Origin of the sequence: Pseudomonas sp. GCEP-101 (assembly GCF_025133575.1) — a bacterium.
GTDB lineage: Bacteria > Pseudomonadota > Gammaproteobacteria > Pseudomonadales > Pseudomonadaceae > Pseudomonas > Pseudomonas nitroreducens_B.
This window is the reverse complement of record NZ_CP104011.1, coordinates 6168960-6182572: the sequence shown is the minus strand read 5'-3', so window position 1 is coordinate 6182572 and position 13613 is coordinate 6168960. Positions and strand designations below refer to the sequence as shown.

Genomic DNA, 13613 nt, shown 5'->3' with positions numbered 1-13613 from the left:
ATGGTTCCCGAGCTCGGCCACCTCTCGCTGATCCTCGCGCTGTGCATGGCGCTGGTGATGTCGTTCTTCCCGCTGGTCGGCGCGTGGCGCGGCGACCGCCAATGGATGAGCCTGGCGCGCCCGGCAGCCTGGGGGCAGTTCGCCTTCCTGCTGTTCTCCTTCGGCTGCCTGACCTGGGCCTTCCTCCACGATGACTTCTCGGTGGCCTACGTCGCCAGCAACTCCAACAGCGCGCTGCCGTGGTTCTACAAGTTCAGTGCCGTGTGGGGTGCCCACGAAGGCTCGCTGCTGCTCTGGGCGCTGATTCTCGGCGGCTGGACCTTCGCCGTGTCGGTGTTCTCCCGTCAGTTGCCGGAAGTGATGCTGGCCCGCGTGCTGGCCGTGATGGGCATGATCAGCACTGGCTTCCTGCTGTTCCTGATCATCACCTCCAACCCCTTCAGCCGCCTGCTGCCGCAGGTACCGGCGGACGGTAACGACCTGAACCCCTTGCTGCAGGACCCCGGCCTGATCGTCCACCCGCCGATGCTCTACATGGGCTACGTGGGCTTCTCGGTGGCCTTCGCCTTCGCCATCGCCGCGCTGCTCGGCGGCCGCCTCGACGCCGCCTGGGCGCGCTGGTCTCGGCCCTGGACCCTGGTGGCCTGGACTTTCCTCGGCATCGGCATCGTGCTCGGTTCCTGGTGGGCCTACTACGAACTGGGCTGGGGCGGCTGGTGGTTCTGGGACCCGGTGGAAAACGCCTCGTTCATGCCCTGGCTGGTGGGCACCGCGTTGATCCACTCGCTGGCGGTGACCGAGAAGCGCGGCGTGTTCAAGAGCTGGACCGTGCTGCTGGCCATCGCGGCCTTCTCCCTGAGCCTGCTGGGCACCTTCCTGGTCCGCTCCGGCGTGCTGACCTCGGTGCACGCCTTCGCCTCTGACCCGGAGCGCGGCGTGTTCATCCTGGCCTTCCTGCTGTTGGTGGTGGGCGGCTCGCTGACGCTGTTCGCCCTGCGCGCGCCGGTGGTCAAGAGCCAGGTCGGCTTCGCCCTGTGGTCCCGCGAGACCCTGCTGCTGCTGAACAACCTGATCCTGGTGGTCACCGCCTCGATGATCCTGCTGGGCACCCTCTACCCGCTGGTGCTCGACGCCATCAGCGGCGCCAAGCTGTCCGTCGGCCCGCCGTATTTCAACGCCCTGTTCGTACCGCTGATGGCGATCCTCATGCTGGCCCTGGCGGTCGGCGTGCTGGTGCGCTGGAAGGACACCCCGACCCGCTGGCTGCGCAACATGCTCACGCCGGTGCTGATCGGTACCGTGGTGCTGGGCGGCCTCGGCAGCTTCCTGTATGGCGAGCTGCACTGGGAAGTGCTGAGCGTGTTCATGCTCGCCGCCTGGGTGGTGCTGGCCGGCGTGCGCGACTTCTTCGACAAGGTCCGCCACAAGGGCGTGATCGCCGGCGCCGCGGGCCTGAACCGCAGCTATTGGGGCATGCAGCTGGCGCACTTCGGTATCGCCATCTGCGCCATCGGTGTGGTCCTCACCAGCCAGTTCAGCGCTCAGCGCGACCTGCGCATGGCGCCGGGCGAGTCGGTGGAGCTGGCCGGCTATCAGTTCCGCTTCGAGGGCACCCATCACTTCGAAGGCCCGAACTTCACCTCCGACAAGGGCACCATCCGTGTCACCCGCAACGGCTCCGAAGTTGCCACGCTGCACCCGGAAAAGCGCCTGTACAGCGTACAGAACTCCATGATGACCGAGGCCGGTATCCACGGCAGCCTGACCCGCGACCTCTACGTCGCCCTGGGTGAGCCGCTGGACAACGGCGCGTGGGCGGTGCGCGTGCACATCAAGCCCTTCGTGCGCTTCATCTGGCTCGGCGGTCTGCTGATGGCCCTGGGCGGCGTACTGGCCGCGCTGGATCGTCGCTACCGCCTGAAAGTGAAAACGCGCGTACGCGAGGCCCTGGGCCTCGCCGGACAGGGAGCCTGAGTGTGAAGCGTGCAATCCTGCTGTTGCCCCTGGCGATCTTCCTGGTCGTCGCGGTATTTCTCTTCCGCGGCCTGTGGCTGGACCCCAGTGAGCTGCCCTCGGCGCTGATCGGCAAGCCGTTCCCGGCATTCTCCCTGCCCAGCGTCACCGAGCCGGGCAAGACCTACACCGAGGCGGACCTCAAGGGTAAGCCGGCGCTGGTCAACGTCTGGGGCACCTGGTGCCCGACCTGCCGTTTCGAGCACCCGGTGCTCACCGATCTCGCCGCCAAGGGCGTGGTGATCTACGGCATCAACTACAAGGACGACGCGGCCGCCGCGCAGAAGTGGCTCAAGGAGCTGCACAACCCTTACCTGCTGAACATCGCCGATGCGCAGGGTACCCTGGGCCTGGACCTGGGCGTGTACGGCGCGCCGGAGACCTACATCATCGACAAGGACGGCATCATCCGCCACAAGCTGGTCGGCGCCGTGGACGAGAAGGTCTGGCGTGAGCAACTGGCGCCGATCTACCAGGGCCTGGTCGACGAAGCGGAGGGTAAATGAAGCGTCTTCTTGCCGCTGCCGCGCTCGGGCTTTGCCTCACCGGCATCGCCCACGCCGCCATCGACACCTACGAGTTCGCCAATGACATCGAGCGCGAGCGTTTCCGCGACCTGACCACCGAGCTGCGCTGCCCCAAGTGCCAGAACCAGGACATCGCCGATTCCAACGCACCGATCGCCGCCGACCTGCGCAAGCAGATCTACACCCAGATGGCCGCCGGCAAGAGCAACCAGCAGATCATCGACTACATGGTCGACCGCTACGGCGAGTTCGTGCGCTACAAGCCCGAAGTCAGCGAGCGCACCTGGCTGCTCTGGTTCGGCCCCGCCGCGCTGCTGGGCCTGGGCGTGATCGTCATCGGCGCCATCGTCGCGCGGCGCCGTCGCCCGGCGGCTGCCACTTCCACCACGCTGTCCGCCGAGGAGCAGGCGCGTCTCGACCAATTGCTGGATAACCAAGACAAATGATCGATTTCTGGCTCGCCGCCGGCCTGCTGTTGCTGGTGGCCCTGGCATTCCTCCTCGTCCCTCTGCTGCGCGGCCGCAAGGCCCAGGCCGAGGAAGACCGCACCGCCCTCAACGTCGCCCTGTACCAGGAACGCCTGGCCGAGCTGGGCAGCCAGCGTGACGCCGGCACCCTGGACGACGCGCAGTTCGACGCCGGCCGCGCCGAGGCCGCGCGCGAGCTGCTCTCCGATACCGAAGGCGCCGGCGAGGACCGCCGTTCCCGCCTGGGGCGCGCCGCGCCGCTGGTGGCTGCGCTGGTGTTGCCGTTCCTCGCCCTGGGGCTCTACCTGCACTGGGGCGCCAGCGACAAGGTCGAGCTGGCCCGCGAATTCGCCACCGCGCCCAAGTCCATGGAAGAGGTGACCTCGCGCCTGGAGCGCTCCCTCAAGGCCCAGCCGGATTCCGCCGAAGGCTGGTACTTCCTCGGTCGCGCCTACATGACGCAGAACCGCGCCACCGACGCCGCCACGGCCTTCGAGCAGGCCGCGCGCCTGTCCGGCCGCCAGCCGGAAGTGCTCGGCCAGTGGGCCCAGGCGCTGTACTTCGCGGGTAACAAGGCGCTCAGCCAACAGGTTCGTGACCTGGCCGACGAAGCGCTGAAGAAGGACCCGCAGGAAGTCACCACCCTCGGCCTGCTGGGCATCGCTGCCTTCGAGGACGAAAAGTACGCCAACGCCATCGACTACTGGGGCCGCCTGGTCGCCGTGCTGCCGCAGGACGACCCGTCCCGCGAGGCCATCGCCGGCGGCATCGAGCGCGCCCGCCAACGCATGATCGAGCAGGGCCAGACGCCGCCCGAGGCGCCGGCGGCCGCCGCAACCGCTGGCGTGACCCTGAAGGTGAAGGTCGACCTCAGCGCCGCGGTGAAGGGCCAGGTCAAGCCGGACGACAGCGTGTTCGTCTTCGCCCTCGCCGTGAGCGGCCCGCCGATGCCGCTGGCGGTCAAGCGCCTGAAGGTGTCCGACCTGCCCAGCGAGGTGTCGCTCAGCGACGCCGACGCGATGATGCCGCAGCTCAAGCTCTCCCAGCACCCGCAGGTGCAACTGGTGGCGCGTATCTCCCGCGCCGGCAATGCCACCGCCGGGGAATGGATCGGACGAAGCGCTTCGTTGTCTACTTCCCAGGCGGGCGAGCAGAGCGTGACAATCGACAGCCCGGATCAGAAGTAATCACGACACGAGAGGGTTGAGCGATGAAGGGCAGAGTGCTGGCGCTGGGCGCCATGCTGGTACTGGGTGGTTGCGTGGTGCAACCGCAGCAGCCGGAGCAGCCGACGTCGCCCATACCGCCGCCCTCGCAGCCAAGCAAGCCGATCCCGCCGGCCAAGACCTCCAGCTCGCCCATCACTCCGCAGCCGTCCAAGCCGGCGGCGGCGTCCAAGCGTCCGACCCAGTTCGCCCCGCCGCCCGGCGGCAAGGGCCGCTGGGATGCGAGCCTGGGCGTGTATGTGATCCAGGGCCAGAAGGACCTCTACTACCGCCAGCGCACCTACTACCACTGGGACAACGGCTGGTACTGGGCCGTCGGCCCGCAAGGCCCCTGGACCGAGACCGACAGCAGCGGCGTGCCGCCGGGGCTGACGCGCAAGTACGCCCAGTAACGCACCGCGTGCTTTTCGCAGGAGCGAGCTTGCTCGCGAACGGGCCATTCCCCAGCGGCACTCACCACCCTCTCCCTAACCCTCTCCCTGAAGGGAGAGGGGACGGGCTTGGAGTATCCGTCGATGTCCGCCGGTCACATCAGGGAAGCACGGACAGCTCCCTCTCCCTTCGGGGCGGGGCGCGCTGCCCAGCCAATCGCGGACGAAGTCCGCTCCTACGAATCCTGATAGCTTGGGTAGGCCGTAGGGCGAACAACCCGGAACGGGTCATGCGCCGATGGCCCCGCGGCGGATAACGCTGGCGCGTGATGCGCCCTACGCGCGTTCGTAGGAGCGGATTTATCCGCGAGGTGCCGGAACCGCTCCGGTCGTCCAGGGTGCCTGCCCAGCCGATCGCGGACGGAACCCGCCCCTACGCACCGGGATGGCAGCCCGCGTGGGCGCTCAGTCAAACGTCCCCATCTCCATTCCCAGTTCAATCACCTCCACGCGGTTGCGTCCGCTGGCCTTGGCCTTGTACAGCGCCTTGTCCGCCGCCGCGTACAGCCCTTCATAGGTGCCCGGTACGCCGGCCTCCAGGCAGGCGATGCCGAAGCTCGCGGTGAGGTAGAGCAGGCCGTCCTTCATGGGTAGCGGGGTTTCCTCCAGCAGCCGCCGCACCTTCTCGGCAATGGCGCGGGCCTGGAACTGCGCGGTATCGGGCAGCAACAGGAGAAACTCCTCGCCGCCCAGGCGCGCCACGCTGTCGCCGGTGCGCGTGTAGTTGCGCAGCAGGCTGGCGGTGTGGCGGATGACTTCGTCGCCCAGCGGGTGGCCGTAGCGGTCGTTGATGAACTTGAAATGGTCCAGGTCCACCATCAGCAGGCTGATGGGCGCGGGCTGGCGGGCGACGCGGGACAGTTCCATGCCCACCAACTGGTCGAACTGGCGGCGGTTGAACAGCCCGGTGAGCGGGTCGTGGCCGGCGAGGTACTCCAGCTGGCGGTTCTTTTCCTCCAGCTCCAGCCGTTGCTGGCGGAGGAATTCGCGCTGGCGCAGGTTGCGCACATGGCCGTGCCAGAGGATGAACGACAGCACCAGGCCGATACCGCAGATGGTCAGCCCGCCCATCTGGTTCGACAGGCGCAACTGCGGGCTGGCCTGGGTCAGGACCATGGTCAGCTCGAATGCGGAGAGGGCGAGGATGTAGAGGATCACCGCCAGGCTCGGGCGCAACAGGATGAGCAGTGCGGTGGCCACCGAGGCCATGAGGAAGGGGGTGATGCTGCTCGTCACCTGCTGGTCGGCGCCGGTGATCGCTACGCCGAAGCCGAGCACCAGCAGGCTGCCCAGCACGGTCAGGGTCTGCATGTACCACAAGGGCGCACTGCGGCGCGGCGGCGAGGCCAGCCAGGCGAGCACGCCGAGCAGGCTGAACAGTACCGCGACCACGGCATGCACGCGGATGATATCCAGCCGCCAGCCGTCGTATTCGGGGCTGGAGCCCTGCAGGTTGAGGCGAAACACGACGATGTGGATCAGGTCGAAGGGCACCGCCAGCAGGGCGGCAAAATACAGGCGCCGCAGGTTCTCCCGGGCGATGGGCAGTGCCAGTGCGTCGTTGATGGCAATGGCGTGGTGAAGACGCTGCAGCAACGTCCTGGACACGGGCTCTGGCCTCCTGCGCAAAGTGCCGGCCAGTAGCAGGATAGACGCAGCTCCGCTTCGCTGCGGTGCGCAGATGCGCCCAGGGTGACCTGGGGCGACACAACGGTAGTCTCAGCCCGCTACGCTGAAATTTCCCAGCACGCAACAAATTGGCCTGAAACATTGTCGGAAAAGCCCCTGGCGGGCATAGTCCGCAACCCGATTGATCCAAGGACGCTGTCATGAACAGAGTGAAAAGACTGTCGGCGCAGCACGGGCTGGACGCCGAACGTGCGCTGCTCGACGCCGCCTTCGCCGGTGAGCGCGACAGCGGCCTGCTGTTCTGGCGGCCACTGGAGCAGTCGCTGGTCATGCCGCGCCGGCTCAGCCGCCTGGAGGGTTTTGCCGACGCCGAAGCTGCCTGCGCCGCGCTGGGCTGGCCGATCGCCCTGCGCGATACCGGCGGTGAGCCGGTGCCGCAGTCTGCCGGGGTACTGAATGTGGCGCTGGTCTATGCGATCCCGCCCAGCGACAACGAACAGACGCGCATCGAAACCGCCTACCTGCGCCTGTGCCAGCCCTTGTGCGACTGGCTGGCCGCCCTGGGCCTCGACCCGGGCCTGGGGGAAGTGGAGGGCGCTTTCTGCGATGGCCGCTACAACGTCAACCTGGGCGGCCGCAAGCTGGTGGGCACGGCCCAGCGCTGGCGCCGCCGGCCCAGCGACGGGCGCTACGTGGTGCTGGCCCACGGCGCCATCCTGATGGAAAACCAGCGCGAGCCGATGGTCGCGGCGGTGAACGCCTTCTACCAGCACTGCGCCCTCGACGCGTGCGTGCGCGCCGGCAGCCACGTGGCGCTGGAGGAGCGTTACGAGCAGCCCTGGGACCAGGTGGACGCCCTGGCCGGGCAGTTCCAGCGGCACCTGCTGGCCGAGGGCGTGGCGCTGGATGCATGAGATGAACGACATGGGTGGATCTTCGCTTCGCCCCAACCCTTCCAAGGAGTCTTGATACATGGAACATGGGACGAATTACCTGCAGTCGGCGGTGGTCTTCCTGCTCGCGGCGGTGTTCATGGTGCCGCTGGCCAAGCGCCTGCAACTGGGGGCGGTGCTCGGCTACCTGCTGGCCGGGGTGTTCATCGGCCCGTCGCTGCTGGGGCTGATCGACAACCCGGAAAGCGTTGCCAGCCTGTCCGAACTGGGCGTGGTGCTGCTGCTCTTCATCATTGGCCTGGAGCTTTCGCCCAAGCGCCTGTGGGTGATGCGCAAGCAGGTATTCGGCGTCGGCCTGGCGCAGGTCCTGCTCACGGGCCTGGCCATTGGCAGCGTCGCGGTGCTGGCCTTCGACATGCCGGTGAACACCTCCGTGGTGCTGGGCGGCGGCCTGGCGCTGTCCTCCACCGCCTTCGGCCTGCAGATCCTCGCCGAGCGCAAGGAGCTGAACAGCGCCTACGGCCGCCTCGGCTTCGCCATCCTGCTGTTCCAGGACATCGCCGCGATCCCGCTGATCGCCATGATCCCGCTGCTGGGCGCGCGCGCCGATTCAGCGGCGCCCGGCGGTGACCTGGCCCATGTCCTGGAAGTGGTCGGCAGCATTGCCGTGGTGGTGATCGGCGGGCGATTCCTGCTGCGCCCGGTGTTCCGCTCGGTGGCTCGCACCGGCCAGGCCGACCTGTCCACCGCCACCGCGCTGCTGGTGGTGGTCGGCACCGCCTGGCTGATGGAGTGGGCCGGCGTGTCCATGGGCCTGGGCGCCTTCCTCGCCGGCCTGCTGCTGGCGGACTCGGAATACCGCCATGAACTGGAGGCGCAGATCGAACCCTTCAAGGGCCTGCTGCTGGGGCTGTTCTTCATCAGCGTGGGCATGAGCGCCGACCTCGGCCTGCTCAAGAGCGAGCCGTTGGTGGTGCTTGGCCTGACCCTGCTGCTGGTGGGCATCAAGCTGCCGCTGCTGTTCCTCATCGGTCGCCTGGCCGGCGGGCTGGACAAGGTCTCGGCGATCCGCCTGGGCGTGCTGCTGGGCGCCGGCGGCGAGTTCGCCTTCGTGGTGTTCAAGCTGGCCCTGGCCCAGGGCCTGATGGACGGCAAGCTGCACTCGCTGCTGGTGCTGTGCATCACCCTGTCCATGGCCATGACCCCACTGCTGGTGCTGGCCCTGGCGCGCAGCATCAAGCCCAAGCCGGCCGTGCTGCGCGAGCCGCCGCCCGAATACCGCCAGCTGCCGGACGACGCCCCGCGCGTGGTGATCGCCGGCATGGGCCGGATGGGCCAGGTGGTCGCCCGTATCATGCGCGCCCAGGGCGTGCCCTTCGTCGCGCTGGATACCTCGGTGGATACCATCGAACTGACCCGCAGCTACGGCAATATCCCGATCTTCTATGGCGACCCGCTGCGCCCGGAAATCCTCCGCGCGGCCCAGGTCGAGAAAGCCGAGTTCTTCGTCGTCGCCACCGACGACCCGCAGACCAACATCGAGACCGCGCGGCTGGTGCGCAAGCTCTACCCGCACCTGAAGGTCATCGGCCGCGCGCGTAACCGCCAGCACGTCTACCACCTGCTGGACGCCGACGCGACGCCGGTGCGTGAGACCTTCCATTCGAGCCTGGAGATGAGCCGCCTGCTGCTGACCGGCCTGGGGCTGAACGAGGAGCAGGTCGCCGCACGCATCCGCCGCTTCAAGCGCCACGACGAAGCGGTGCTGATGGCCCAGTACCGCGTCTACGACGACGAGGCCGCGGTTATCCAGACCGCCCGCGAGGCGCGCAAGGAACTGGAAACCCTGTTCGAGGCGGACCACCTGGAAGACCAGGGCATCGGCCACCACTGACGGGGCATCGGGGTGTCGGAAGGGGGAGAGGGCATTCGCGCGCGCCACGCGGGCGCGCTCGGGCAATGCCGCCGGATCGGAACGCAGGTGGGTGTCAGGCGGTTTTCGCCAGGATCGGCTCGTTCGCCACGGCGACCAGTACGGGGCGGGCCAGTTGATGCTTCACCGCCGGGCGCGGTTTGCGGCTGACCGAGGGGCGAGGGTCGGGGATGACTACCGCCGACCCCGGCGAGCGCAGGGTCAGCACGGCGATGACGCTGAGCAGCACCACGGTGGCGAGCACGACGCTGGCCAGCGCGACGTACAGCAGCAGCTCCACCAGGGAGCCCACGAGCAGCAGGAAATCGAGAATGACTTGCATGGTGGTGTCCTCTTGACGATCCGTTGGGGCGACTGTCGCGGCTAGCTCGTTCGCCCCTGCGGCCCGACTGCGGGGCCGGCGAATCTCCTGCCAGCGAGTTGATGGGGCCACGATGCCTGTCGCGGATCATCAAGAGAACTGAATGCGTCGACTGGTGACTATCGATGCTATCGATAGCGGCGCAAAGCCTCGTGGTTGAGCGGTTTGGCGCCTTCGTAGGAGCGAGCTTGCTCGCGAACGGGCGTCGGAGCAGTGGGGCTGTTCGCGAGCAAGCTCGCTCCTACAGGGAGGGTAGGGAGCCCGGTCGCGTAGGAGCGGACCTTGTCCGCGAAAATCCATCGCCGCGAAATTCATACTCGCCGGCGAGCAACTAGGCTGGGCGCCGCCTGTAGGAGCGCGCCATGCGCGCGATCGCGGGCATGGCCCGCTCCTACAGGGGAAGCCCGTGCCATCCGCAGGCGTAGGAGCGGACCTTGTCCGCGAAAATCCATCGCGGCGAAATCCGCACTCACCGGCGAGCAACCAGGCTGGGGGCCACCTGTTGGAGCGCGTCATGCGCGCGATCGCGGGCATGGCCCGCTCCTACAGGAGATGTCGCGGCGCGAGGGCTGGCCCTCTCCCCAGCCAGGGTTAGGGAGAGGGAAAATCGCCAGCACGGAGCTTCAGATAACGACGTTTCTCCTACAGGGAAACTCGGGGGGGCTCTCAGGGAACGGCGGCCGTCGTTCCTGAGACAGAATCCCGTCAGAACTTCTCGCCCGGCTGCAGGAAGCGCCACTGGCCAACCGGCAGCTTGCCCATGGCCACGCCACCCAGGCGCAGGCGGCGGATCGACACGGCGTGCAGGCCGACCGCGCGGCACATGGCGGAGATCTGGCCGGGGCGGAACTGCTTGCCGGCGAAGCGCAGGCGGTTTTCGCTCTGCCAGCTGACCTTCAGCGGCGGCAGTTCGCGGCCGTCGATCACCAGGCCGCGGCACAGGCGCTTCAGGCCGTTGTCGACGATCTGCCCGCTGACTTCGACGACGTACTCGTGCTCGATGTTGTCCGCCTCGTCCACCAGCCGGCGCTGCACGCCGCGGCTCTGGGTATAGACCAGCAGGCCGCTGGCGTCGGTCTCCAGCGCGGTGGTGTTGAGCTGGTGGCCGAAGTGCTTGCGCAGCAGGCGCTGCTGCAGGTTGTCCTCGGACCAGCGCTTGTCCGGGGTCAGCAGTTGCTGGGCGGAGTTGGCGCCGTTGCCGCTGCCCAGGCCCACCGGCTTGTGCACCAGGATGGTCACCGGCGGAATCGGGTCGGGGGAGGCGCCGGGCAGCAGTTCGATGCGCTGGCTGTCGACCTTGAATTGCGGTTCCTCCACGCGCTGGCCGTCCACTGTGACCCAGCCGCCCTCGATGTACAGCTCGGCTTCGCGGCGCGAACAGGGCAGCAGCTCGGCGAGGCGCTTGGACAGGCGGATGGCTTCGGACATTTCAGGCAACCAGACAGGGGAAAACATCCATTGTAACCGCAACCCGGCGGAATGATCCGCGCCGGGACCGGTCACAACCTCAGACGAAGCGGCGAGGGATCACGATGCAGATCACCCTGATCGACGGCCTGGGCTGGGACCTGGACGAACACGGCACGGGCGGGCTGATCAACCGGCGCGGCGAGAAGGTGCACCTGCGCCAGGGCGACATGGACGGCGCCTGCGGGCCGTACTGCCTGGTGATGGCCATGCTCGCCCGCAACCAGCTGGGGCGGCGCCAGGCCAAGGGCTTGGCGCCGGTGGACTCGCGAACCCGCTACGGGCGGCTGATGGAGGCCCTGAACCAGCACGAGACGCTGGTGCGCGTCGGCACCACCGGCGCCGACCTGCTGGAGCTGCTCAAGGTCATCAGCGACAAGGAATACCGTGTCGAACGTGGCAACGGTACGCGGATGGTCGAGCTGACCCGCCGGCACCTGGAGGACAACATCCCCGTGGTGCTGGGCTTCCATGGCCGCAAGGACAGCGATATCCGCCACTGGTGCCTGGCGGTGGGGATGAGCGACGACGCCTTCTTCCTCCTCGACCCGGCCCATGACCTGCAGCGCGGGCTGGCCTGGAACGCGGTGCTCACCACCCAGGCCAACGGCTCGCGCTTCGGCTATCGCTACCTCAACGCAAAGGGCACCTGGGCGGTGACGCTCAAGGAAATGGTCGCGCTGTTCTAGCCGTCGCCGCGCCGCGGGGTTCAGCGGGTGAAGCGGAACAGGTTGTAGCCGCCCAATTGTTCGGGCACCAGCAGCACGAAGCCGTCGTAAGAATGGCGCACCACACCGACCACATCGGATTCCCGCGCGGCGGCGTGTTCCAGGCCGCTGTAGCCGACCTGCGGTTCGTCATTGACCGAGGCGCCGCCGACGAACACCCACTGCTTGTCGTCCAGGCGTTGCAGGTAGCCGCTGATGCGCTGCGAGCCGCTGGTCTTCTCCAGGAACAGGCCTTGCGGTGTCTGCCGCACCGAGCACTTGAAGTTCGGGTAGCCATACAGCGCGTCGCCATCGAGCTGGACCGAGCGGCACTTCCAGTTGCCGGTCAGGGCCGCGTCGGCCAGCGGCTCCGGGTCCTCCAGCACGATGCGGTAGAGATTCAGCGCCTCGTTGCGGGTGGTTTCGTCCTCGCTCTGCTGGAGCTGGTCGAGCCGTTGCTTGACCTGTCCGTCGAGGCTGGTCAGGCGCTGCTGGTCGGCGGCATTGACCACGGCCGGCCAGACAACGGCAGTTTCTTCGGCGAAGGCCAGCGGGGAGAGCAGCAGACCGGCGGCGAGCAGGGCGGCGGTGAGGGTGCAGCGTTTGGACATCGTGTGCATTCCATTGCGGGTGAGGCCCGCGGTCGCGCCGCGGGCGGGAGGTCAGGGAGTGGTGTGTTCGGGCGTCTCGACGGGCGGCGCGACCGGCGCCTCGCGCTCGTGCACCCAGGACATGAACAGCTCGTAGCCCAGGGCCAGCACCACCGGGCCGACGAACAGACCGATGATGCCGTTGCTCAGCATGCCGCCCAGGGCGCCGATCAGGATCACGGCCATCGGCACCTTGCTGCCGCGGCCGAACATCAGCGGCTTGAGCACGTTGTCCGACAGGCCGCCGGCGACCGTCCAGACGGTGAACAGGATGGACACCAGCAGCGAGTCGCTGGTCATGAACACGTAGGCCACCGCCGGCAGGGTGATCAGCACCACCGGCAACTGGGTGATGCCCAGCAGCAACACGCCCAGGGCCAGCAGGCCGGCGCCGGGAATGCCCATGACGATGAAGCCGAGGCCGAGGATCAGCGTCTGGATGAAGGCCACGCCGACCACGCCCTGGGCCACCGCGCGGATGGTGCCGGTGCACAGCTCGGCCAGGCCGGGGCCACGGTCCGGCCCGGAGATGCGGATGGCGATGTCGCAGGCAGTGCGGCTGCCGAGCTTGCCGTAGGCCATGATCACCCCGGCGATGACGAACGCGGCGAGGAACTGCATCAAGCCCATGCCGACGCCGGCCGCCTGCCCGGCGACCTTCTTCGCCACGCCCTGCAGGTGCGGCGCCAGTTGATGCGCCACGCCCATGAAGTCAGTGGCCACGCGGTGCCAGAAGGGATAGACGTACTGCCCGATCACCGGCCAGTTCTGCATCGAGTCCGGCGGCAGCGGGATCTGCAGGGTGCGGTTCTGGATGGCGTGCACCAGGTCGCGCACCGAGTCGGCCATGGACAGCCCGATCACCACCACCGGCACCAGCAGGATCACCAGGCCGAGGATGACGATCAGGCTCGCCGCGCTGTTCGGCCGATCGCCCAGCCAGCCGCTGAGCAACTGGTGCATGGGGTAGAGGGTGATGGCGAGGATCACCGACCAGAGCATCAGGTCGAGGAAGGGGTGGAAGATGCGGAAGCAGAAGACGGCCAGCAACAGGATGAGGCCGGCGCGGATCAGCACATCGAGCAGGTTACGCGATAGCAGCTTTTCCGGAGAGGGCAGCATGGGGTGCTCCTTGCGAGTGGCCATGGGATGGCCAGGTCCTGACTATCGGCGGACTCTGCCCCAGTGCAAGGTGCGAGGCAATACGAAACGTGTGTAAATGCGGAGGTTTTGGTGTAACGCGAGGGGGAAAGGCGAGCGGTGCGGCGGGGGCTGACGCGGGGGAGGCGGGCAGCCTGCCGGGAGCCGG

At 67.8% G+C, this 13613-nt stretch carries 13 protein-coding genes; 8 read left to right on the top strand and 5 right to left on the bottom strand.

What is annotated here, in order from left to right; genetic code table 11:
- Genes N0B71_RS27905 through N0B71_RS27885 form a run of 5 tightly spaced genes read left to right on the top strand, consistent with a single transcriptional unit; the run spans position 1 to position 4625 of the window.
- Positions 1 to 1974, top strand: a complete 1974-nt coding sequence (locus N0B71_RS27905; protein ID WP_259756359.1) for a heme lyase CcmF/NrfE family subunit — start codon at positions 1 to 3, stop codon at positions 1972 to 1974.
- A 2-nt stretch (positions 1975 to 1976) separates the two neighbouring features.
- Positions 1977 to 2519 (top strand): thiol:disulfide interchange protein DsbE, encoded by a 543-nt coding sequence (gene dsbE, locus N0B71_RS27900; RefSeq protein WP_259756357.1) that lies wholly within the window; start codon positions 1977 to 1979, stop codon positions 2517 to 2519.
- Positions 2516 to 2986, top strand: a complete 471-nt coding sequence (locus N0B71_RS27895; RefSeq protein WP_259756355.1) for a cytochrome c-type biogenesis protein — start codon at positions 2516 to 2518, stop codon at positions 2984 to 2986. Before dsbE ends, N0B71_RS27895 begins: the two co-directional genes overlap by 4 nt.
- Complete coding sequence (gene ccmI / locus N0B71_RS27890; protein ID WP_259756354.1) at positions 2983 to 4194, top strand: c-type cytochrome biogenesis protein CcmI; 1212 nt, start codon at positions 2983 to 2985, stop codon at positions 4192 to 4194. The genes N0B71_RS27895 and ccmI overlap by 4 nt, the downstream gene beginning before the upstream one ends.
- 23 nt (positions 4195 to 4217) lie before the next feature.
- Complete coding sequence (locus N0B71_RS27885) at positions 4218 to 4625, top strand: hypothetical protein (RefSeq protein ID WP_259756353.1); 408 nt, start codon at positions 4218 to 4220, stop codon at positions 4623 to 4625.
- 444 nt (positions 4626 to 5069) lie between these two features.
- Here N0B71_RS27885 and N0B71_RS27880 read toward each other — a convergent pair whose 3' ends face one another.
- Positions 5070 to 6272 (bottom strand): GGDEF domain-containing protein, encoded by a 1203-nt coding sequence (locus tag N0B71_RS27880; RefSeq protein WP_259756352.1) that lies wholly within the window; start codon positions 6270 to 6272, stop codon positions 5070 to 5072.
- A gap of 221 nt (positions 6273 to 6493) precedes the next feature.
- Between N0B71_RS27880 and N0B71_RS27875 the strand changes: the two genes are divergently transcribed.
- Together N0B71_RS27875 and N0B71_RS27870 are read left to right on the top strand one after the other, a co-directional pair.
- Positions 6494 to 7207 (top strand): lipoate--protein ligase family protein, encoded by a 714-nt coding sequence (locus N0B71_RS27875; RefSeq protein WP_259756350.1) that lies wholly within the window; start codon positions 6494 to 6496, stop codon positions 7205 to 7207.
- Positions 7208 to 7265: 58 nt separating this feature from the next.
- Complete coding sequence (locus N0B71_RS27870) at positions 7266 to 9080, top strand: monovalent cation:proton antiporter-2 (CPA2) family protein (protein ID WP_259756349.1); 1815 nt, start codon at positions 7266 to 7268, stop codon at positions 9078 to 9080.
- A gap of 94 nt (positions 9081 to 9174) precedes the next feature.
- On the opposite strand, the gene N0B71_RS27865 is transcribed toward N0B71_RS27870, so the two are convergent.
- Both N0B71_RS27865 and N0B71_RS27860 read right to left on the bottom strand, forming a co-directional pair.
- Positions 9175 to 9441 carry a hypothetical protein gene (locus N0B71_RS27865; RefSeq protein WP_259756347.1) on the bottom strand — a complete coding sequence of 89 codons (267 nt, stop codon included), beginning with the start codon at positions 9439 to 9441 and terminating at the stop codon, positions 9175 to 9177.
- A 744-nt stretch (positions 9442 to 10185) separates the two neighbouring features.
- Positions 10186 to 10908 (bottom strand): RNA pseudouridine synthase, encoded by a 723-nt coding sequence (locus tag N0B71_RS27860; protein ID WP_259756345.1) that lies wholly within the window; start codon positions 10906 to 10908, stop codon positions 10186 to 10188.
- A gap of 104 nt (positions 10909 to 11012) precedes the next feature.
- Between N0B71_RS27860 and N0B71_RS27855 the strand changes: the two genes are divergently transcribed.
- Positions 11013 to 11636, top strand: a complete 624-nt coding sequence (locus tag N0B71_RS27855) for a hypothetical protein (protein ID WP_259756343.1) — start codon at positions 11013 to 11015, stop codon at positions 11634 to 11636.
- Between the two features lie 20 nt (positions 11637 to 11656).
- On the opposite strand, the gene N0B71_RS27850 is transcribed toward N0B71_RS27855, so the two are convergent.
- Positions 11657 to 12265: a DUF4893 domain-containing protein gene (locus N0B71_RS27850; RefSeq protein WP_259756342.1), complete on the bottom strand. Its 609-nt coding sequence runs from the start codon at positions 12263 to 12265 to the stop codon at positions 11657 to 11659.
- A gap of 51 nt (positions 12266 to 12316) precedes the next feature.
- A complete protein-coding gene (locus N0B71_RS27845; protein WP_259756341.1) occupies positions 12317 to 13426 on the bottom strand; it encodes an AI-2E family transporter in 1110 nt (369 codons plus the stop codon).
- Positions 13427 to 13613: the final 187 nt, after the last annotated feature.

What these genes read in the sequence shown, in the direction of transcription:
- N0B71_RS27905 (WP_259756359.1), top strand. Translation starts at nt 1, where the DNA reads ATGGTTCCCGAGCTCGGCCACCTCTCGCTGATCCTCGCGCTGTGCATG.
- N0B71_RS27895 (WP_259756355.1), top strand. Translation starts at nt 2,516, where the DNA reads ATGAAGCGTCTTCTTGCCGCTGCCGCGCTCGGGCTTTGCCTCACCGGC.
- ccmI (WP_259756354.1), top strand. Translation starts at nt 2,983, where the DNA reads ATGATCGATTTCTGGCTCGCCGCCGGCCTGCTGTTGCTGGTGGCCCTG.
- N0B71_RS27885 (WP_259756353.1), top strand. Translation starts at nt 4,218, where the DNA reads ATGAAGGGCAGAGTGCTGGCGCTGGGCGCCATGCTGGTACTGGGTGGT.
- N0B71_RS27875 (WP_259756350.1), top strand. Translation starts at nt 6,494, where the DNA reads ATGAACAGAGTGAAAAGACTGTCGGCGCAGCACGGGCTGGACGCCGAA.
- N0B71_RS27870 (WP_259756349.1), top strand. Translation starts at nt 7,266, where the DNA reads ATGGAACATGGGACGAATTACCTGCAGTCGGCGGTGGTCTTCCTGCTC.
- N0B71_RS27865 (WP_259756347.1), bottom strand. Translation starts at nt 9,441, where the DNA reads ATGCAAGTCATTCTCGATTTCCTGCTGCTCGTGGGCTCCCTGGTGGAG.
- N0B71_RS27860 (WP_259756345.1), bottom strand. Translation starts at nt 10,908, where the DNA reads ATGTCCGAAGCCATCCGCCTGTCCAAGCGCCTCGCCGAGCTGCTGCCC.
- N0B71_RS27855 (WP_259756343.1), top strand. Translation starts at nt 11,013, where the DNA reads ATGCAGATCACCCTGATCGACGGCCTGGGCTGGGACCTGGACGAACAC.
- N0B71_RS27850 (WP_259756342.1), bottom strand. Translation starts at nt 12,265, where the DNA reads ATGTCCAAACGCTGCACCCTCACCGCCGCCCTGCTCGCCGCCGGTCTG.
- N0B71_RS27845 (WP_259756341.1), bottom strand. Translation starts at nt 13,426, where the DNA reads ATGCTGCCCTCTCCGGAAAAGCTGCTATCGCGTAACCTGCTCGATGTG.